The sequence below is a fragment of the Micromonospora chalcea genome, assembly GCF_028768405.1.
GTDB classification, from domain to species: Bacteria; Actinomycetota; Actinomycetes; order Mycobacteriales; family Micromonosporaceae; genus Micromonospora; species Micromonospora chalcea.
In genome coordinates this window covers 6,311,113-6,330,047 of sequence record NZ_CP118233.1, presented here as the reverse complement: position 1 = coordinate 6,330,047, position 18,935 = coordinate 6,311,113, and the positions used below count along the sequence as shown (strand labels likewise).

Below are 18,935 nucleotides of genomic sequence, written 5' to 3'. Positions count from 1 at the left end.
CGCGCGTCGCAGCACGGGTCGGACCGTCGTTTGTGTTATTCGCCTCAGAAGGGATGCCCGATGGCGTCGCCGGAGATCGAGGACGGTCCGGACGGTCCGCTGACCGGACACCCCCAGGCGCTGCGCCCGCTGACCGGCGAGCTGATCGCCGCCGTGCTGGCCCACCGGGGGTACGCGGTGGTCGAGGAGCCCGACGGCGCGCTCGTGGGCCGCTGGGAACGGAACCTGATCTGGTTCCACCGCCGGGGCGCGGCAGGTGAGCTGCTCCAGGTACGCACCGTCGTCGCGCCGCACTTCGGCATCGAGCACGTGCCCGAGCTGCACGCCTTCTGCAACAGGTGGAACCACGACCGGCTCTGGCCCAAGGCGTACGTGCACGTGGCCGACGACGGGTCGGCCCAGATCTGCGGCGAGGTCACCACCGACCTGGAGCGCGGCGTCACACCGCACCAGCTCGACCGGCTGGTCGACTGCGGTGTCACCACCGGCTGTCAGCTGGCCGCCGCCGTCGCCGAGCTGACCGGCGGGACGCTCCGATGACCACGGCACGCGACCGGGGGCTGGCCGCCGCGCTCGCCGACGCCCGGGACCGGCCCGACGGCGAGGAGCGCTGCGCCGAGCTGGAGCGGATCGCCTCCCGCGCGGACGCCACCGGTGACCCGCGTACCGCCCTGTCGGCGCGGTTCGCGCTGGTCGAGGCGTACCTGCACCTGGGTGAGCGGTGGCGCGCGGTGGAGCCGGTGCGGCGGATGCGGGAGACGGTGGCCCGGCACCCCGGGCTGCTGGACGCCCGGCCCGACGAGCTGACCCGGCTGCGCCGGCACCAGCGGCAGGCGGTGGAGGCGCTGTTCGGCACGCCCCGGGTGGGCCTGGATCAGGCCCGGTCCCTGTTGGACACGCTCGCCGGGGAGCTGGGCGAGGACGCCGCGCCGGTCGCGGAGCTGCGCTGCCGCGTCGCCGACCACCTCGGCGACGAGCCGGCGGCCCGCCGGGCGTACGAACGCTGGTCGGCCGCCGACGCGACGGACCCGGTGGGTGGCTGTGCGGGGTGCGCCCCGGCGCGGCGGGCCGACCTGCTGGCCGGGTGGGGTGACCCGGAGGCGGCGCTGGCGGCGCTCGCGCCGGCGCTGACCGGCTGGGTCGAGCCGCAGGGGCCACCGACCCGGCGGGCCGAACGGCAGACCGCCGCGACAGTGGCGACGACCTGCACCGACCAGCCCGAGCGGGCGCTCACCGTGGGGCTGCTGCCGTGGCTGCGCACCGGCGCGGTGACCGAGGCGGCCCGGGCGCACGTACGCGCGTACCGCCGGCACCGCCGGGAACGGGCCGCGTTTCCGCTGCTCGCCGCGCACCTGCGCTTCTGCGCGCTGGGCGGCTACCTGCATCGCGGGCTGGAGGTGCTGACCGAGCAGCTGCCCCGGCTGGACCGCCCGGCCGACGACCTGTCCGCGATGGAGTTCGCCGCGGCCGGCGCGCTGCTCTGCGGGCTGGCCGCCGAGGCCGGGCTCGGCGGGCGGCGGATCCACCGCCCCGGGCACGGTTCCCGGCCGGCCGCCGAGGTGGACGTGGCGACACTCGGGGCGCAGCTCCAGGCGCTGGCCACGGCGCTCGCCGGCAGCTTCGACGCCCGCAACGGCACCGGGCACCAGTCCGGCCGGATCGCCTCGTGGCTGGCCGAGCGGCCGCTCGCCGCGCCGGTGTCGCTGGCCGCCGAGAGCGAGTTCGACGAGGAGCCGGAACCGGACCCGGCCGAGCCCGGCCCGCCCGGCCCGGAGGAGCCGGCCCCGCTGGACGCGGCGCTGCTCGCCGCCGCGCTCGACGCCCGGGGCGAGCCGTACACGCCTGAGCCGGACGGCACACTCGTCGGCCGGTGGGGCGAGGCCACGATCCAGTTCCGCCTGCTCGGCCGCCACGGTGACGTGCTGCACGCCCGCGTGGTGGCGCAGCGGCGGCTGCCGGCCGAGCGGCGCGCCGAGGCGTACGCCTTCTGCAACGCCTGGAACCACGACCGGCTGCTGCCCGCCGCCTACGTGCACGAGCCCGGCGACGGAACGCTGGTGCTGGCCGCCGGCGTCTCCACGGACCTGTCCTGCGGGGTCGCCCCGGCGCAGCTGGAGGTGCTGGTGGCCGCGGCGGTACGCACCGGCGCGGCGTACGCCGAAGCGGTCGCCGCCCTGGCCTGAGCCGCCGAGCCGACCGGCCGGTCCGCGACGCGGCGCGGCCCCCGACCACCGGGCGGTGGTGGTCGGGGGCCGCGGTCGGTGCGGCGGTCAGCGGGCGGAGAACGCCAGCGTGTACTCGCCGGAGCCGGACAGTCCGGCCACCCGGTACCGGTAGGCGCCGGCCGGGCCCTCGACGGTCAGCCGGGCCACACCGTCGGCGCTGGTGGCGCGGGCCACGGTACGGAACGCGCCGTTGGTGAAGCGTTGCAGCTCCAGCGTCACCCGGACACCGTCCGGCGCGGCCAGGCACGCCTCCTGGGTGCCGCCGGGCACCCGGAAGAAGCGCCCGTCCGGCTGCACCTGGACCCGCCCGGCGGCGATCCGGCCGCTCCGGCTCACCTGGCCGGCGCACTCGGTGTCACCGGCCGGCGGGGTCGGCGGGACGGTCGCCGGCGGGGCGGTCTCCCCGCCACCGGCGGGCGGCTGCGTCGGGGCCGGCTGGCCACCGGCGGTGACGAGCGTGAGGTTGTTGCGCTGGAGGATCTCGTTGACCGGCTGGAAGAACGTGACCCCGCCCCGGGTGCAGTCGCCGGAGCCGCCGGAGGTGACGCCCTGCGCCTGGTCGCCGGAGAGCCACGCGCCGCCGGAGTCGCCCGGCTCGGCGCAGACGTTCGTCCGGGTCAGCCCGGTGACAGTCCCCTCCGGATAGTTGACAGTGGCGTTCTTGGCCTGGACCAGGCCGCAGCGGGTGCCGGTGGTGGAGCCGGACCGGCAGATCGAGGCCCCGACCGGCGCCTCGGTGGAGCCGTTGACCGCCACCGTGCGGCCGTCGCTGAAGTCGGTCACCACGCCCTGCGGCGTCCAGTCGCCGTTCACCCGCACGAACGCCCAGTCGTCGCCGGGGAACGAGGAGGCCGCGAACGTGCCCTGGGCGACCCGGTTGGATCCGGTGGTGCGGTCCCCCGGCCGGCCGCAGTGCCCGGCGGTGACGAATCCGCCCACCACCGAGAAGCCGACCGAGCAGCGGCCGGCGTTGTTGATGAAGAAGGCGTCGCCGCCCCGCACGTCGAACAGCGGGCGCGGGGCCTCGTCGGCGGTGCGTACCCGGACCATCGCGGTCTTCGACCCAGCGGCCGCGGCGAACCGGCGGCCGTCGGCCTCCGCGCCCGGACGGGCGACCACCACCACCGTGTTGTCGGTCACGTCGACGTACCAGCCGGCGATGTCCGGGCTGGCCGCGCCGCCCGCCGCGTCGAGCCGGGACTTCACCGCGTCCAGCTCGGCGACGCCCCGGGCGACCCGCTTCGGGACCGCGCCGGCCGCCTTGACCCGCGCCTCGCCGGCCGCGTCGGCCACCGCCACGGTGAGCGTCGCGCCGTCCGCGCTGAGCCAGCTGCCCCCGTAGCCGGCACCGAGTTCCGCACGCAGCCGGGTGACCGTGCCGGCCGCCCACCGCTCGGTGCGCAGCCGCTTCACCGCCTGGTCACGGGTGAGGGAGAGGTCGCGGCCCATCGCGTCCAGGACCTCCGGGGCGACGCCGTCGGTGGCCGGCGCGGCCCGCCGGGGTTCCTCGCCGGCGAACGACGGTACGGTCACCGCCGCCGTCAACCCGGCCGCCGCCACCAGTACGCCGATGGCTGTCATCCGTCTGCGGTCCATCCGCCACGCTCCTCCCGGCCGGCGCAGGGGCACGCCGGCCGTCCCGGAGTACGGAGACGGACGCCGATCGGATGAGGGTTACCGGAGGGTTTCGACGCGGCGTGTCGGGACGTACCCGGAAAGCGACGGCGCCGGCCCACCGTGGACGGTGGACCGGCGCGCGGCGCGGTCGGGTCAGACCTCGACGACTGTCGGGACGATCATCGGCCGGCGGCGGTACGCGTCGTTGACCCAGCGTCCGACGGTGCGGCGGACGATCTGCTGGAGCTGGTGCGGGTCGGTGATGCCGTCCGCGGCGGCCCGGTTCAGCGCCTCGGTGACCAGCGGAACCACCGCGTTGAACGCGGCCGGGTCCTCGGAGAAGCCCTTCGCCGAGACGGTCGGCCCGGCGACCACCTTGCCGGTGACCGAGTCGACCACGACCGTCGCGGCGATGAAACCGCCGTCGCCGAGGATCCGCCGCTCGGTGAGCAGCGACTCGCTGACGTCGCCGACGGCGAGGCCGTCGACGTAGACGTACCGGCTCTTGACCCGGCCGACCAGGCTCGCGCGGCCCTCGACCAGGTCGACCACGTCGCCGTCCTCGCAGAGCACGACCCGGTCCGGCGCGACGCCGGACTCGATGCCGAGCCGGGCGTGCGCCCGCAGGTGCCGCCACTCGCCGTGCACCGGCATCAGGTTGCTCGGGCGGACGACGTTGAGCAGGTAGAGCAGCTCGCCGGCCGGGGCGTGGCCGGAGACGTGCACCTTCGCCACGTCCTTGTGCACCACCACGGCGCCGGCGCGGGCCAGCCGGTTGATCACCCGGTAGACCGAGGTCTCGTTACCGGGCACCAGCGAGGACGCCAGCACCACGGTGTCGCCGGGCGCGATGGTGATGTGCCGGTGGTCGCCGCTGGCCATCCGGCCCAGCGCGCTCATCGGCTCGCCCTGCGAACCGGTGGACATCAGCACGATCTGCTCGGGCGGCAGGTTCGTGGCCTCCTCGATCCCGACCACCAGGCCGGGCGGGATGTTCAGCAGGCCCAGGTCGCGGGCGATGCCCATGTTGCGGACCATGGACCGGCCGATCAGCGCCACCTTGCGGCCGTGCTCGACCGCCGAGTCGAAGACCTGCTGCACCCGGTGCACGTGCGAGGCGAACGAGGCGACGATGATCCGCCCCTTGGCCTTCGCGAAGATCGAGTCGAGGACCGGGCCGATCTCCTTCTCCGGCGTGACGAAGCCGGGGATCTCCGCGTTCGTCGAGTCCGACAGCAGCAGGTCGACGCCCTCGGCGCCGAGCCGGGCGAACCCGGCCAGGTCGGTGATCCGCCCGTCCAGCGGAAGCTGGTCCATCTTGAAGTCGCCGGTGTGCAGCACCAGGCCGGCGGGCGTACGGATGGCCACCGCCAGCGCGTCCGGGATCGAGTGGTTCACCGCGAAGAACTCGCACTCGAACGGGCCCAGCCGTTCCCGGCCGCCCTCCCGCACGGTCAGCGTGTACGGCTGGATCCGCCGCTCGGCCAGTTTCGCCTCGACCAGCGCGAGCGTGAACTGGGAGCCGACGAGCGGGATGTCCGGCTTGTGCGCGAGCAGGTACGGCACCGCGCCGATGTGGTCCTCGTGGCCGTGCGTGAGCACGATCGCCTGCACGTCGGCCAGCCGGTCCAGGATCGGGCCGAAGTCGGGCAGGATCAGGTCCACGCCCGGCTGCTCGACGTCGGGGAACAGCACCCCGCAGTCGACGATGAGCAGCTTGCCGTCGTACTCGAAGACGGTCATGTTCCGGCCGATGGCGCCGAGTCCGCCGAGCGGGATGATCCGCAGGCCGCCCTCGGGCAGCGGCGGGGGCAGCTCACCCTCGATGTGCGCCTCGGTCACGCGTCACCTCATTCTGCGACGCCGTCGCGCGGCGTCCGTCGTGTCGTTTGTTCATTCGGGCAGGGGCAGGCCCGCCGCCGCGCAGTCGGCGCGCAGCTGGGCCAGTTCGTCGCCGGTGGCGTCCACCAGCGGCGGTCGCACCGGGCCGGCCGGGCGGCCCTGGGCCGCGAGACCCGCCTTGACCAGGATCGTGCCCTGGGTGCGGAAGATGCCGGTGTAGAGCGGCAGCAACTGCCGGTGCAGGGCGAGCGCCCGGGCGTTGTCGCCCGCCTCGAACGCCTCGATCATCTGCTTGGTCGGCGCGCCGGTGAAGTGGGTGGAGGTGCCGACCACGCCGACCGCGCCGATCGACAGCATCGGCAGGGTGAGCGCGTCCTCGCCGCTGTAGAACGCGAGGTCGCTGCGGGCCAGCACCCAGGAGGTGGCGGTCAGGTCGCTCTTGGCGTCCTTCACGGCCACGATGCGGCCGTGCTCGGCCAGCTTCACCAGCGTCTCGGTGGCGATCTCCACGCCGGAGCGGTGCGGGATGTCGTAGAGCATGACCGGCAGGCCGGTGGCGTCCGCGACGGTGGTGAAGTGACGCAGCAGCCCGGCCTGCGGCGGCTTGTTGTAGTAGGGCGTCACCACCAGCAGGCCGTGCGCGCCGGCCTTCTCGGCCTGGGTGGCCAGCTCGACTGTGTGCCGGGTGTCGTTGGTGCCCACCCCGGCGACGATGCGGGCCCGGTCGCCCACCGCCTCGGCCACGGCGCGGATCAGCGACTCCTTCTCCGCGTCGGTGGTGGTCGGTGACTCACCGGTGGTGCCGTTGAGGACCAGCGCGTCGTTGCGCTGCTCGTCCACGAGGTACTCGGCCAGCCGGGCGGCGCCGGCGAGATCGAGCCCGCCGTCCGGCGTGAACGGGGTCACCATGGCCGTCATCACTCGCCCGAACGGGCGCGACGCGCCCCGGCTCGGGGCGGCGGAGTGGTCGTGCGTCATGCTCACAACCTAGCGGACGACCACCGGTGACCCGGCGGCGAAGGGCGACAGGTCACTCGGCGTACGGGGACGCCGCCACCTCGGTGCCGTCGGGCAGGGTGGAGATCTCGAAGTCGGCGAACACGTTCGGCGCGACGCTCTTGAGCTGCCGCAGGCACTCCACCGCCAGCTCGCGGATCTCCACGTCGGCGTGCTCGGTGGCGCGCATCTTGACGAAGTGCCGCCACGCGCGGTAGTTGCCGGTCACCACGATCCGCGTCTCGGTCGCGTTCGGCAGCACCGCCCGCGCCGCCTGGCGCGCCTGCTTGCGGCGCAGCGTCGGGTTGGGCTCGTCGGTGAAGCGGGCCTCCAGCCCCTCCAGCAACTCGGTGTACGCCCGCACCGCCGCGTCGGTGGCCTCGACGAACTTCTTGTGCAGCTCCGGGTCGTCGGCGATCACCGACGGCTCGACCATCGCCGCGTCCCGCTCCGGCACGTAACGCTGGGAGAGCTGCGAGTAGGAGAAGTGCCGGTGCCGGATCAGCTCGTGCGTGAACGACCGCGACACGCCGCTGAAGTAGAAGCTCACCGAGCCGTGCTCCAGCACGCTCAGGTGGCCGACCTCCAGGATGTGCGCCAGGTAGCCCGCGTTGGTGGCGGTGGCCGGGTTCGGCTTCTTCCAGCTCTGGTAGCAGGCCCGGCCGGCGAACTCGGCGAGCGCCTGCCCGCCGTCGGCGTCGGTGGACCAGGGCACCTCTTCGGGCGCCTGGAACTGGGTCCACGCGATCAACTTGACCTGGGGCTGCACCATCTCCGGCATTCCTGGGACTGTAGTTGGCCCTCGCCCGGCGCGGAAATCGGGCGCGCGGCCGACCTGCCGCCCAGCTCAGCCCGGGTGTCCAAGATCTCCCGGCCCTCGCGTCAGCGCGGTCCCTAGGTGGGAGGCTAGACGTAGAGCGAGGTGAAGGGCGCCCACGGCAGGTTGCGGGCCACCGAGAAGACCCCCCAGGCGGCCAGGAACAACCCGATCGCCTTGGGGCTGAACCGCGGCTCGGGCAACTTCCAGCCGAACGCCCGGTTGCCGGCCCAGGCCACGAAGAGCCAGGTCAGGAACGGCAGCGCGAACACGAACAGGAAGTGGTGCCGGGCGGCGGCCGGCAGGTCGCCATGCAGCACGTACCAGAGCGCGCGGGTGCCGCCGCAGCCCGGGCAGTCGAGCCCGGTGGTGAGCTTGAGCAGGCAGGTCGGACGGGCGTCCGGGTCGCTCTGCGTCGGGTTGCTGATCATCGCGTACGCCAGGCCGAGGACGACGCAGCCGAGCGCGGCCAGCGGCACCGCCCAGCGCGGGGCGCGGGCGTGCAGGCGCAGGACCATACGGGTGAACCGGTCGGTCTCGACCGGCTGGTACGCGACCGGGTACGGCCCCTGCCACGACCCGTCGGGAGCGTGCGGCCCAGCGTGGACGTGCGGCTCACTGTGGGCGTGCGGGTCGGGCTCGGTGGCAGGCCGGTCAACGCTCGTCACGCGCTCACCGTACACCGGCCACGCCCACCAGCGCGGCGGCCAGCGGCCCCGCGAGGTCGCCTGCGGCGGGCGGGGCGACCGCGTCCAGGCCGAGCCACCCGGCCAGCCGGTACAGCTCGGCGGCGAGCGCCACAGCGGTCTCCCCCGGGTCGGCGCCCGGCTCGACCCAGGCGGCCGGCACCAGCAGCACGCCGGCCTTCCGGTCGGCCTTGAGATCGACCCGGGCGGTGAAGCGCTCGCCCTGGCGGAACGGCAGCACGTAGTAGCCGTACACCCGCTGCGGCGCGGGCACGTAGATCTCGATCCGGTAGGTGAAGCCGAACAGCCGCTCCGTGCGCGCCCGCTCCCAGACCAGCGGGTCGAACGGGCTGACCAGCGTGTTGCCGCGTACCCAGCGGGGCATCCGGGCGTCGGCGTGCAGATAGGCGGGGTGCCGCCAGCCCTGCACGGTGACCGGGGTCAGCTCGCCCGCCTCGACCAGGTCGGCCACCGCCTGCCGCGCCCCGGCCACCGGCAGCCGGAAGTAGTCGCGCAGCTCCGGCTCGGCGGCCACGCCGAGGCAGCGGGCCGCGATCGAGACGAGCGTCCGGTACGCCTCGGCGTCGGTCGGGGTGGGCGCGTCCAGCACGGCGGCCGGGAGCACCCGCTCGGGCAGGTCGTAGCGGCGGGCGAACGAGTTGGTGCGCTCGGCGGCGGTGACCTCGCCGGCCCAGAACAGGAACTCCAGCGCCCGCTTCACGGCGGACCAGTTCCAGCCCCAGTTGCCGGTCTCCCGGGGCGCGTCGTGCTCGATCTCGGCCGCGGTCAGCGGGCCCCGGGCGGCCACCTCGTCGCGGACCCAGGCGACCAGCCCGGGCTGCTCCTGGGCGATCCGGCGCATGCCGCCCCACGCCTCGTCGCGGGCCTTCGCCATCCGCCAGCGCAGCGCCGGGTGCAGCCCGACCGGCACCAGCGACGCCTCGTGCGCCCAGTACTCGAACAGCTCACGCGGGCGGCGGTAGGCGGCGGTGTCCAGCAGCGCGGTCGGGTAGGGCCCGAGCCGGCTGTAGAGCGGCAGGTAGTGCGCCCGCTGGAGCACGTTCACCGAGTCCATCTGGATCAGCCCGACCCGGTCGAGCACCCGGCGCAGGTGCCGCCGGGTGGGCACGCCGGCAGGCGCCGGGTCGGCGAAGCCCTGGGCGGCCAGGGCGATCCGGCGGGCCTGGGCGAGGGAGAGCGATTCCGGTACGGCCATCGCCGGCGACCCTAATCCAGCGGTACGACACCGGGAGCGGCGGCTGGACCGATCGCCCGTCTGGGCATAGAACGGACAGATGCTCACCATTCGCCGGGAGGAACCGGACGACGCCGAGGCGATCGCCCGGGTGCACGTCCACGGATGGCAGTCCGGTTACGCCGGGATCATGCCCACGGAGGTGCTGGCCCGGCTGAACCCGGCCGCCTGGGCCCAGCGCCGCCGCGACCTCGGCACCGCCGACCCGGAGCACCCGTTCACCACGCTCGTCGCCGAGGACGGCGGCACGATCGTCGGGTTCACCACGTTCGGGCCGTACCGGAACAACCAGGACCGCGGCGACCTGGACCCGGCGCACGGTGAGCTGTTGGCGATCTACGTGGAGCCCGCGTACTGGGGTTCGGGTGTCGCCCGGACGCTGCTCGCGGCGGCCCGGGACGGTCTGGCCGAGCGGGGCTGGACCGGGTACCGGCTCTGGGTGCTCGCCGACAACGCCCGGGCGCGCCGCTTCTACGAGCGGGCCGGGCACTCACCGGACGGCGAGGAGTCCACCTATCCGGTGCCGCTGTCCGGCGGACTCCCCCCGCTCCTGCTCCGCGAGCTGCGCTACACCGCCGGAGGCTGACCCGGCCGGGACCTCCCCGCCGGGACGCCCACCGCCGTCCGGGGTGAGCCAGCGCCGGATCGGCAGCCCCAGCAGCAACGCCAGGCTGATCCACACGTACGTGTTGCTGCCGAGGAAGCCGTCCACGCCGGTGAAGTCCTTCTCCCAGGCCCAGACGATCCGGCTGCACAGCAGCGCGTACCCGATCAACGCGGCGGCCAGCAGCAGACGGCGCCGCCGGCTGCGCGCGGGCGCCGCCATGCCGTTGTCCACGAGCAGGATCAACCCGGGCAGCAGCCACACCAGGTGGTGCACCCAGGTGACCGGGCTGACCAGGCACATCACGGCGCCGGTCAGGGCCAGGCCGGTGGCCTCGTCGCCGGCGGCCACCGCCGCCCGCGACCGCCACGCCCACACCACGAGCGTCAGGAGTACGAGCGCCAGCCAGGCGATCGTGCTGGGGTGCTGCGGGTCGAGCCGGGCGACCACCCCGCGCAGCGACTGGTTGGAGACGAACGCCAGCTCGCCGACCCGGTCGGTGTTCCACAGCGCCTCGGTCCAGAACTCCCGGGAGGCGTCCGGGAAGAGACCGGCGGCCACGAGCGTGGCGACGGCAGCCGTGCCGACCGACGTGGCGGCGGCCCGCCAGCGGCCGGTGACCAGCAGGTAGACGATGAAGATGCCGGGCGTCAGCTTGATCGCGGTGGCCAGGCCGATGCCCACGCCCGCCCAGCGGCTGCGGGCCGGCAGCAGCCACAGCAGGTCCACCGCCACCAGGAACAGCAGCAGCATGTTGACCTGGCCGAAGTTGACCGTCTCGCGCATCGGCTCGTACGCGGCGGCCAGGCACAGCGCGACGGCGAGGGCGAACCAGCGGGTCCAGCCGGAGCGGCGGGCCACCGGGTCCAGCAGCCGCCAGATCACCACGGCGCTCGCCAGCACCGTGAGCGTCACGCTCACCACGATCGCGGCGTTCCACGGCAGGTACGCCATCGGCAGCATCACCAGCGCGGCGAACGGCGGGTAGGTGAAGCCGTACTGGGTGCCGGGGCGCAGGAAGTCGTAGATCTCCCCGCCGTCACGCGCCCAGTAGGTGAGCGCGCCGTAGTAGACCTGCAGGTCGAAGAAGCCGTGCCGCACCGCCGCCACGGACAGGAACACGGTGACCGCCGCGGCGAGCGCCGCCACGGCGACGGCCTGCGTGATCGTGCGCCCGGCACCCTGCGCCACCGTCACCCTCCTCGCCCTGCGTAGGCTCACGTGCCATGGCTGCAGGCTACGTCCGGCCCGCGCGTCCCGAGGACGCCGGCGAGATCGCACGCGTCCAGCTCGCGACCTGGCGGGTCGCGTACCGCCGGATCCTGCCCCGGCACGTGCTCGACAACCTGGACGAGGCGTACCTCGCCCGGCGGTGGAGCGCGGCGGTGCAGGAGCCCCCCTCGGGCGCGCACCGGGTGCTGGTCGCCGTCGAGGAGGCGGCGCAATCCTATCTGGTGGGGTTCATCGCCTCCGGTCCGGCCGACGCCGAGGCGCTGGCTCCCGGTGAGCCGGCCGACGCGCTCGCGTCGGGCGTCGCGGCGGTGACCGACCTGCTGGTGGAGCCCCGGTGGGGGCGGCGCGGGCACGGCAGCCGGCTGCTCGCCGCGGCGGTCGAGCACTGGCGCGCCGACGGGCTGACCCGGGCGGTGGCGTGGGCGTTCGACGCCGACGCGGCGACCCGCAACTTCCTCGGCTCGACCGGCTGGGAGCCGGACGGCGCGACCCGCGCGCTGGACGTGGACGACATGCTCGTCCCCCAGCTCCGCTTCCACGTGGCGGTCCCGGAGGAAAATCTTCCGCCGCAGCGATGAGTTCCGCTCGTCTCGCCGGTCCACCCTCGCGTGGGTGGGCCGGCGGTCCCGGCACGGGGCAGGACCGCCACCCCACCCCCTCACCGCACCACCCCACCCCCACCGCGTCGATCATGAAGTTGGCGGCAGGCGGGGAGATCGAAAAGGCCGCCAACCTCATGATCGACCGGGGGCAAGCTCGGGGGTGAGGGTCAGGCTGGGGGGAGGAGCTCGGCTACCAGTTCGTCGTCCTCGAACGCGCCTGTGGGGTAGAAGCCCAGGGACGTGTAGAGGGCGGCGGCGGGCTTGTTGTCGGGGTGGTAGCTCAAGCGGATCGGCCGGCCCGCCTCGGCGAGCCGGTCGGCGATCGTCCGCACCGTCGCGCGGCCCAGCCCCCGGCCCTGCTCGGCGGCGTCGATCACCATGCCGCCGATCCAGCGCGACTCGTCGTCGTCCACGCCCCACATGACATGGCCGACGACAGTCTCGTCGGCGTAGACGGCCAGCGAGTTCCAGACGTCCGAGCGTTCGGTGAGAAGCAGGTAGCGGGCGGCGAGCGCGGCCACGAAGGCGCGCTGGTCGTCGTGCGGCGCGACGTCCGCCACGGCCCGCCAGTTGTCGTCGTCCACCGGGCGCAGCGTCACCCGGCGGCCGGTGCGGTCGGATTGTCCGGAATCGATCATGGAAAGCAGCCTAGGTCGACGCCCCCGACCAGGCAAAACGGTTTCCCGCAGCAGGCCGGGGGCACACCGCAGCAGTCAGTCGAGCAGGGCGTCCAGGCCGACCGTCAGACCGGGCCGGCGGCCCACCTCGCGGACCGCGAGCAGCACGCCGGGCATGAACGACACCCGGTCGTACGAGTCGTGCCGGATGGTCAGCGTCTCACCGGTGGTGCCGAACAGCACCTCCTGGTGGGCGACCAGGCCGGTGGCGCGCACCGCGTGCACGCGTACCCCGTCGATGTCGGCGCCGCGGGCGCCGGCCACCTCGTCGCGGGTGGCGTCCGGCACCGGCCCGAGCCCGGCGTCGGCGCGGGCCGCGGCGATCAGCCGAGCCGTGTGGGTGGCGGTGCCGCTCGGCGCGTCCAGCTTGCGCGGGTGGTGCTGCTCGATGATCTCGACCGACTCGAAGTGCCGGGCCGCGCGCGCGGCGAACTGCATCATCAGCACCGCGCCGATGCCGAAGTTGGGGGCGATCACCACGCCCACGCCGGGACGGCCGGCCAGCCACTCGCGTACCTGGTCGAGCCGCTGCTCGGTGAAGCCGGTGGTGCCGACCACCGCGTGCACGCCGTTCTCGACGCACCAGCGCAGGTTGTCCATGACCGCGTCCGGGGTGGTGAAGTCGACGACCACCCCGGCGCCCGCCTGCGCCACAGTGGCCAGATCGTCGCCCTGGTCGACGGCCGCGACCAGCTCCAGGTCGGCGGCGGAGTCGACCGCCTTGCAGACCTCCATGCCCATCCGGCCCCGGGCGCCCAGCACACCGACCCGGGCCACCGTGTTCTGCTGCTCAGTCACGGGCCACAACCTATCCCAGCCCGCACGGCGCGGTCCGGCGGACCGCACCGACGCCCGGCATCCGGCGAACCGGCGCGGCCGACGCCCGGCCGACCGGACCGCCGCCGCTCAGCGGTCGACGGTGAAGCTGCCGGAGTCGAACGGGCCCACCACGGCCAGCGACATCGGCCGGCCGAGCAGCTCGGCGGCGAGCGTGTTCACGTCGTCGAGGGTCACCGCGTCCACCCGGGCCAGCAGGTCGTCCACCGGCATCAGGTTGCCGTAGAGCAGCTCGCCCTTGGCGAGCCGGCTCATCCGCGAGCCGGTGTCCTCCAGCCCGAGCACGAACGAGCCCTTGCTCATCCCCTTGCCCCGGGCCAGTTCCGCCTCGGTGATCCCCTCGGCGGCGACCCGGGCCAGCTCGGCGCGGGTCAGGTGCAGCACCTCGTCCACCTTGCCCGGAGCGCAACCGGCGTAGACGGCGAACACGCCGCTGTCGGCGTACTGGCTGGCGTAGGAGTAGACCGAGTACGCGAGGCCGCGCTGTTCCCGGATCTCCTGGAACAGCCGGCTGGACATGCCGCCGCCGAGCACGTTGTTGAGCACGCCGAGGGCGAAGCGCCGCTCGTCGGTGCGGTCGATGGCCGGGCAGCCGAGGACGACGTGCGCCTGCTCGGTCTCCTTCGGCTCGACGAGCGTGGTGGCCGGCTTGGTGCGTACCCCCGGGGTGGACGGGCGGTGCGACGCCGGCGCCGCCGGGTCGGTGTCCAGCGGGGTGCCGCGCAGCGCCTGCCGGACCAGCTTGACCACCGCGGCGTGGTCGAGGTTGCCGGCGGCGGCGATCACGATCCGCGGCGGGGTGTAGCGGCGGCGGTAGAAGCCCTGGATCTGCCGCCGGCTCATCGGCGTGACGGTCTCCTCGGTGCCGGAGATGAGGCGGCCCAGCGGGTGGTCGCCGTAGACGGCGCGGGTGAACAGGTCGTGCACCTCGTCGCCGGGCTCGTCGTCGTGCATGGCGATCTCTTCGAGGATGACGCCGCGCTCGGTCTCCACGTCGGACGGGGTCAGCACCGAGTCGGCGACCAGGTCGCACATGACGTCGATGGCCAGCGGCAGGTCCTCGTCCAGCACCCGCGCGTAGTAGCAGGTGTATTCCTTCGTGGTGAAGGCGTTGGTCTCGCCGCCCACCGCCTCGATCTGGGACGAGATCTCCAGCGCGCTGCGCTTGTTGGTGCCCTTGAACAGCAGGTGTTCCAGGAAGTGCGCGGCGCCGGCCTGCGGGCCGGTCTCGTCGCGCGACCCGACCGCCACCCAGATGCCGAACGACACGCTGCGCATGGCCGGGATCGCCTCGGTCAGCACCCGCAGCCCGCTGGGCAGCACGGTACGGCGGACGGTGCCGCCGAGCGGGTCGTCGCTGAGCGTCCGGGTGACCGCGCGGGCGGCCGAACCCGGCCCGGTCGACGTCACCCCCCGTCCCGTCGAGGCGGCTGACGAACTCACGAGCACCTGCTCTCCGGATGACGAGGGACGGCGGGACGTACGACGGCTCCAGCTCGCGCAGGCGACCTGGAGCCGTGGTCCGGCCCGGGTGACGCGGACGTCACCCGGGCCGGCGGTGGATCAGCTGTGCCGGGTCCGGCGACGCGGACGGGACTCGCCGCCGCCCTCGCCGCCCTCGGAGCGGCGCTCGCCGCGCTCCCGGTCGCCACCCCGGTCACCCCGGTCACGCGGGCCGCGGTCGCCGCCGCGGTCCCGGCCCGACGGACGGTCGCCACCCTCGGCGGCGGCCGGCGCCTCGGCGCCCTCCGGGCGGATCTTGTCCAGGTAGATCTTGCCGCGGGCGTCGATGTCCGCGATCTCCACCTCGACCTTGTCGCCGACGTTGAGGAAGTCCTCGACCTTCTCGACCCGCTTGCCGTCGCCCACCTTGGAGATGTGCAGCAGGCCGTCGCGGCCCGGCAGCAGCGAGATGAAGGCGCCGAACGCGGCGGTCTTCACCACGGTGCCGAGGAACCGCTCGCCGACCTTGGGCAGCGTCGGGTTGGCGATGCCGTTGATCCGGTCCACCGCGGCCTGGGCCGCCGGCCCGTTTGTGGCGCCGACGTAGATCGTGCCGTCGTCCTCGATGGAGATCTCGGCGCCGGTCTCGTCCTGGATCGCGTTGATGGTCTGGCCCTTCGGGCCGATCACCATGCCGATCTTGTCGACCGGGATCTTCACGGTGGTGACCCGCGGCGCGTAGTCCGACATCTCGGCCGGCGCCTCGATGGCCCGCTGCATCACGTCGAGGATGGTCTGCCGGGCCTCGTGCGCCTGCTGCAGCGCGGCGGCCAGCACGTCCGACGGGATGCCGTCGAGCTTGGTGTCGAGCTGGAGCGCGGTGACGAAGTCCCGGGTGCCGGCGACCTTGAAGTCCATGTCGCCGAACGCGTCCTCGGCGCCGAGGATGTCGGTCAGCGTCACGTACTGGGTCTTGCCGTCGACCTCGTCGGAGATGAGGCCCATGGCGATGCCGGCGACCGGCGCCTTCAGCGGCACACCGGCGGAGAGCAGGCCCAGCGTCGAGGCGCAGACCGAACCCATCGAGGTGGAGCCGTTGGAGCCGAGCGCCTCGGAGACCTGCCGGATGGCGTACGGGAACTCCTCGCGCGAGGGCAGCACCGGGATCAGCGCCCGCTCGGCGAGCGCGCCGTGGCCGATCTCGCGCCGCTTCGGCGAGCCGACCCGGCCGGTCTCACCGGTCGAGTACGGCGGGAAGTTGTAGTTGTGCATGTAGCGCTTGCGGTTCTCCGGGGACAGCGTGTCCACCATCTGCTCCATGCGCAGCATGTTCAGCGTGGTGACGCCCAGGATCTGGGTCTCGCCGCGCTCGAACAGCGCCGAGCCGTGCACCCGCGGCAGCACGCCGACCTCGGCGGTCAGCGGGCGGATGTCACGCGGGCCGCGGCCGTCGATGCGGACCTGCTCGCGCAGCACCCGGTTGCGGACCTCGGACTTGGTCAGCGAACGGAACGCGGCGGACAGCTCCTTCTCGCGGCCCTCGAAGCGGCCGGTCAGCTCCTCGGCGACCTTGGCCTTGATCCGGTCCAGGGCCTCCTCGCGGTCGGCCTTGCCGGCGATCTTCAGCGCCTCGGCGACCTCGGCGCGGGCCACCTCGGCCACCGCGTCGTACGCGTCGTCCTGGTAATCCAGGAAGATCGGGAACTCGGCGACCGGCTTGGCGGCCACCTCGGCCAGCTCGCTCTGCGCCCGGCACAGCTCGCGGATGGCCGGCTTGGCGGCCTCCAGGCCGCTGGCCACGATCTCCTCGGTCGGCGCGGTGGCGCCGCCCGAGATCAGGGTCACCGCGTTCGGGGTGGCCTCGGCCTCGACCATCATGATCGCGACCTCGCCGTCGGCCAGGGTGCGGCCGGCCACGACCATGTCGAACGTGGCCCGCTCCAGCTCCTCCAGGGTCGGGAAGGCGACCCACTGGCCGTCGACGTGCGCGACCCGGGTCGCGCCGATCGGGCCGGAGAACGGCAGGCCGGACAGCTTGGTCGACATCGAGGCGGCGTTGATCGCCACCACGTCGTACGGGTGCTGCGGGTCGAGCGCCAGCACCGTCTCGACGACCTGGACCTCGTTGCGCAGGCCCTTGACGAACGACGGGCGCAGCGGCCGGTCGATCAGCCGGCAGGTGAGGATGGCGTCCTCGCTGGGCCGGCCCTCACGGCGGAAGAACGAGCCGGGGATCCGGCCCGCGGCGTACATCCGCTCCTCGACGTCCACGGTCAGCGGGAAGAAGTCGAACGACTCGCGCGGCTGCTTGCCGGCCGTGGTGGCGGAGAGGACGACCGTCTCGCCGAGCTGGGCGACGACGGAGCCGGCGGCCTGGCGGGCCAGGCGGCCGGTGGAGAAGGTGATCTCACGGGTGCCGAAGGACCCGTTGTCGATCACCGCGGTGCGGGATTCGGTGCCGAGGTTGGTCTCGGTCATGTGCTGTGGTGCTCCTTCGCGTCGTCGGCCGACGACACGGGAACTGCTCAGGCGGCCGGTCTTCGATCGAAGCGCCCGGGTGGGCCGGCGTCGTGCCGGGATGCCCGGGGGCCACTACCGGAGACCGGTGCTGACCGGCTCCCTCTTCGGGTGTCGCGCGGCCGGGTTCTTCGGTGGTACTGCAACGGGGGAGCGGCCAGGCGGCCACTCCCCCGTCAGGTCATCGGCGCAGGCCGAGCCGCTCGATGAGCGACCGGTAGCGGTTGATGTCCTTCTTCTGGACGTAGTTCAGCAGCCGGCGGCGCCGGCCGACCAGCAGCAGCAGCCCACGGCGGCTGTGGTGGTCGTGCTTGTGCACCTTCAGGTGCTCGGTGAGCTCAGCGATCCGCTTGGTCAGGACCGCGACCTGCACCTCGGGCGAGCCGGTGTCGCCCTCGGCGGTCGCGTACTCCTGGCGGATCTTGGCCTTGGCTTCCTGGTCGAGCGCCATGTTCTCCCTGTTTCGTGGGTCATTCGATGAGGTCCGGAGCGGTCGTGGTGACCGGTGCAACGGACCGGTTCCTCGCACCCGCGGCGTCGTGCAGGCACGCGAGGCCCCCGTCGGTCAGCCGACGTCTCCGCCAGCCTACCAGCCCCCGGGCCGGACGGCCGGTCAAGGTCGCCCGAGCGGGTCAGGACACCGCCCGGCGGGTGCGCTCCACGTCCTCGGCGATCTGGGCCACCAGCGGCTCGATCGCGTCGTACGTCCGCTGCTCGCGCAGGTGCGCCACGAAGTCCAGGGCCAGCCGCTCGCCGTACAGGTCGCCGGTGAAGTCCAGCGCGTACGCCTCCACCCGCCGTTCCCGGCCGGAGAACGTCGGGTTGGTGCCGATCGACACGGCCGCCGCGAGCGGTTCGCCGTCGCGGCGCACCAGGCGGGCCGCGTACACGCCGTCGGCGGGCACCGCCGCGTACCTGTGGGTCAGCAGGTTGGCGGTGGGGTAACCCAGCTCACGTCCGCGCTGGTCGCCGCGGACCACCACGCCCTCGACCCGGTGCGGGCGGCCGAGCGCCGCCGCCGCCGCGCCCACGTCGCCCGCGTCGACGCAGGACCTGATGTACGTGGAGGAGAAGACCGTCCCCGCCTCGGCGACCAGCGGCGCCCCCTCGACGGCGAAGCCGAAGGTGCGGCCGAGCCGTTCCAGCAGCGGCACGTCCCCGGCCGCCCGGTGCCCGAACCGGAAGTTGTCGCCGACCACCACGAGCGCGGCGTGCAGGTGCTCGACCAGGACGTCGTGCACGAACGCCTCGGGTGGCAGCCGGGAGAACTCGACCGTGAACGGCACCACGCAGAGCACGTCCACGCCGAGCGCCTCGATCAGCTCGGCCTTGCGCGCCGGCTCGGTGAGCACCGCCGGGTGCGAGCCCGGGCGCACCACCTCGGCCGGGTGCGGGTCGAACGTCACCACCACCGACTTGACGCCCAGCTCCCGGGCGCGCGCCACGGTGTGCCCGATGGTGGCCTGGTGCCCCCGGTGCACGCCGTCGAAGACGCCGATGGTGACCACCGAGCGTCCCCAGCCGCCGGGCGCCGCCTCGTACCCCCGCCACCGCTGCATGCCGTTCCTCCCCTGTCCGCCCGCG

At 73.9% G+C, this 18,935-nt stretch carries 17 protein-coding genes; 4 read left to right on the top strand and 13 right to left on the bottom strand.

All coding sequences use genetic code 11. The features are described from left to right. The first annotated feature begins 60 nt into the window (after window positions 1-60). Both PVK74_RS28710 and PVK74_RS28705 read left to right on the top strand, forming a co-directional pair. The gene (locus PVK74_RS28710) at window positions 61-540 is read left to right on the top strand and encodes a type III secretion system chaperone family protein (RefSeq protein ID WP_043325784.1); all 480 of its coding nucleotides are present in this window, start codon (window positions 61-63) and stop codon (window positions 538-540) included. Beyond that, complete coding sequence (locus PVK74_RS28705) at window positions 537-2,183, top strand: type III secretion system chaperone family protein (RefSeq protein ID WP_274477632.1); 1,647 nt, start codon at window positions 537-539, stop codon at window positions 2,181-2,183. The genes PVK74_RS28710 and PVK74_RS28705 overlap by 4 nt, the downstream gene beginning before the upstream one ends. An 87-nt stretch (window positions 2,184-2,270) precedes the next feature. Here PVK74_RS28705 and PVK74_RS28700 read toward each other — a convergent pair whose 3' ends face one another. The 6 genes from PVK74_RS28700 to PVK74_RS28675 form a co-directional block, all read right to left on the bottom strand. Further along, on the bottom strand, window positions 2,271-3,821 hold the full coding sequence (locus tag PVK74_RS28700) for a S1 family peptidase (RefSeq protein WP_064447093.1): 1,551 nt from the start codon (window positions 3,819-3,821) through the stop codon (window positions 2,271-2,273). 174 nt (window positions 3,822-3,995) lie between these two features. Then, window positions 3,996-5,684, bottom strand: coding sequence for a ribonuclease J (locus PVK74_RS28695; protein WP_043325788.1), 1,689 nt, complete (start codon window positions 5,682-5,684; stop codon window positions 3,996-3,998). A gap of 51 nt (window positions 5,685-5,735) precedes the next feature. Beyond that, the gene (dapA, locus tag PVK74_RS28690; RefSeq protein WP_043325790.1) at window positions 5,736-6,662 is read right to left on the bottom strand and encodes a 4-hydroxy-tetrahydrodipicolinate synthase; all 927 of its coding nucleotides are present in this window, start codon (window positions 6,660-6,662) and stop codon (window positions 5,736-5,738) included. A 52-nt stretch (window positions 6,663-6,714) separates the two neighbouring features. Beyond that, window positions 6,715-7,452, bottom strand: coding sequence for an FAD-dependent thymidylate synthase (gene thyX / locus PVK74_RS28685; RefSeq protein WP_043330542.1), 738 nt, complete (start codon window positions 7,450-7,452; stop codon window positions 6,715-6,717). A 134-nt stretch (window positions 7,453-7,586) separates the two neighbouring features. Then, on the bottom strand, window positions 7,587-8,180 hold the full coding sequence (locus PVK74_RS28680; RefSeq protein WP_274477631.1) for a DUF2752 domain-containing protein: 594 nt from the start codon (window positions 8,178-8,180) through the stop codon (window positions 7,587-7,589). Continuing rightward, window positions 8,170-9,399, bottom strand: a complete 1,230-nt coding sequence (locus tag PVK74_RS28675) for a winged helix-turn-helix domain-containing protein (protein ID WP_043325793.1) — start codon at window positions 9,397-9,399, stop codon at window positions 8,170-8,172. The genes PVK74_RS28680 and PVK74_RS28675 overlap by 11 nt, the downstream gene beginning before the upstream one ends. A 79-nt stretch (window positions 9,400-9,478) precedes the next feature. On the opposite strand from PVK74_RS28675, the gene PVK74_RS28670 reads away from it, so the two are divergent. Next, window positions 9,479-10,024, top strand: coding sequence for a GNAT family N-acetyltransferase (locus PVK74_RS28670; protein ID WP_069089334.1), 546 nt, complete (start codon window positions 9,479-9,481; stop codon window positions 10,022-10,024). Here the strand turns inward: PVK74_RS28670 and PVK74_RS28665 are convergent. Then, window positions 9,929-11,233, bottom strand: a complete 1,305-nt coding sequence (locus tag PVK74_RS28665; RefSeq protein ID WP_069089518.1) for a glycosyltransferase family 87 protein — start codon at window positions 11,231-11,233, stop codon at window positions 9,929-9,931. The genes PVK74_RS28670 and PVK74_RS28665 overlap by 96 nt on opposite strands. Before the next feature lie 35 nt (window positions 11,234-11,268). Between PVK74_RS28665 and PVK74_RS28660 the strand changes: the two genes are divergently transcribed. Beyond that, a complete protein-coding gene (locus PVK74_RS28660) occupies window positions 11,269-11,853 on the top strand; it encodes a GNAT family N-acetyltransferase (RefSeq protein ID WP_187693667.1) in 585 nt (194 codons plus the stop codon). 191 nt (window positions 11,854-12,044) lie between these two features. On the opposite strand, the gene PVK74_RS28655 is transcribed toward PVK74_RS28660, so the two are convergent. From PVK74_RS28655 to PVK74_RS28630, 6 genes are all read right to left on the bottom strand, one after another. Then, entirely contained in the window at window positions 12,045-12,515 is a 471-nt protein-coding gene (locus PVK74_RS28655; RefSeq protein ID WP_274477630.1) for a GNAT family N-acetyltransferase, read from the bottom strand. Window positions 12,516-12,590: 75 nt separating this feature from the next. Continuing rightward, window positions 12,591-13,352: a 4-hydroxy-tetrahydrodipicolinate reductase gene (dapB, locus tag PVK74_RS28650; protein ID WP_064447088.1), complete on the bottom strand. Its 762-nt coding sequence runs from the start codon at window positions 13,350-13,352 to the stop codon at window positions 12,591-12,593. Window positions 13,353-13,460: 108 nt separating this feature from the next. Beyond that, window positions 13,461-14,801, bottom strand: coding sequence for a M16 family metallopeptidase (locus tag PVK74_RS28645; protein WP_199495900.1), 1,341 nt, complete (start codon window positions 14,799-14,801; stop codon window positions 13,461-13,463). Between the two features lie 153 nt (window positions 14,802-14,954). Continuing rightward, complete coding sequence (locus PVK74_RS28640; protein WP_043325800.1) at window positions 14,955-17,312, bottom strand: polyribonucleotide nucleotidyltransferase; 2,358 nt, start codon at window positions 17,310-17,312, stop codon at window positions 14,955-14,957. Window positions 17,313-17,532: 220 nt separating this feature from the next. Next, window positions 17,533-17,802 (bottom strand): 30S ribosomal protein S15, encoded by a 270-nt coding sequence (rpsO, locus tag PVK74_RS28635; RefSeq protein WP_013284678.1) that lies wholly within the window; start codon window positions 17,800-17,802, stop codon window positions 17,533-17,535. Window positions 17,803-17,983: 181 nt separating this feature from the next. After that, window positions 17,984-18,910: a bifunctional riboflavin kinase/FAD synthetase gene (locus tag PVK74_RS28630; RefSeq protein WP_030503409.1), complete on the bottom strand. Its 927-nt coding sequence runs from the start codon at window positions 18,908-18,910 to the stop codon at window positions 17,984-17,986. Between the last annotated feature and the right edge of the window lie 25 nt (window positions 18,911-18,935).

What these genes read in the sequence shown, in the direction of transcription:
- PVK74_RS28710 (WP_043325784.1), top strand. Translation starts at nt 61, where the DNA reads ATGGCGTCGCCGGAGATCGAGGACGGTCCGGACGGTCCGCTGACCGGA.
- PVK74_RS28705 (WP_274477632.1), top strand. Translation starts at nt 537, where the DNA reads ATGACCACGGCACGCGACCGGGGGCTGGCCGCCGCGCTCGCCGACGCC.
- PVK74_RS28700 (WP_064447093.1), bottom strand. Translation starts at nt 3,821, where the DNA reads ATGGACCGCAGACGGATGACAGCCATCGGCGTACTGGTGGCGGCGGCC.
- dapA (WP_043325790.1), bottom strand. Translation starts at nt 6,662, where the DNA reads ATGACGCACGACCACTCCGCCGCCCCGAGCCGGGGCGCGTCGCGCCCG.
- thyX (WP_043330542.1), bottom strand. Translation starts at nt 7,452, where the DNA reads ATGGTGCAGCCCCAGGTCAAGTTGATCGCGTGGACCCAGTTCCAGGCG.
- PVK74_RS28675 (WP_043325793.1), bottom strand. Translation starts at nt 9,399, where the DNA reads ATGGCCGTACCGGAATCGCTCTCCCTCGCCCAGGCCCGCCGGATCGCC.
- PVK74_RS28670 (WP_069089334.1), top strand. Translation starts at nt 9,479, where the DNA reads ATGCTCACCATTCGCCGGGAGGAACCGGACGACGCCGAGGCGATCGCC.
- PVK74_RS28660 (WP_187693667.1), top strand. Translation starts at nt 11,269, where the DNA reads ATGGCTGCAGGCTACGTCCGGCCCGCGCGTCCCGAGGACGCCGGCGAG.
- PVK74_RS28655 (WP_274477630.1), bottom strand. Translation starts at nt 12,515, where the DNA reads ATGATCGATTCCGGACAATCCGACCGCACCGGCCGCCGGGTGACGCTG.
- PVK74_RS28640 (WP_043325800.1), bottom strand. Translation starts at nt 17,312, where the DNA reads ATGACCGAGACCAACCTCGGCACCGAATCCCGCACCGCGGTGATCGAC.
- rpsO (WP_013284678.1), bottom strand. Translation starts at nt 17,802, where the DNA reads ATGGCGCTCGACCAGGAAGCCAAGGCCAAGATCCGCCAGGAGTACGCG.
- PVK74_RS28630 (WP_030503409.1), bottom strand. Translation starts at nt 18,910, where the DNA reads ATGCAGCGGTGGCGGGGGTACGAGGCGGCGCCCGGCGGCTGGGGACGC.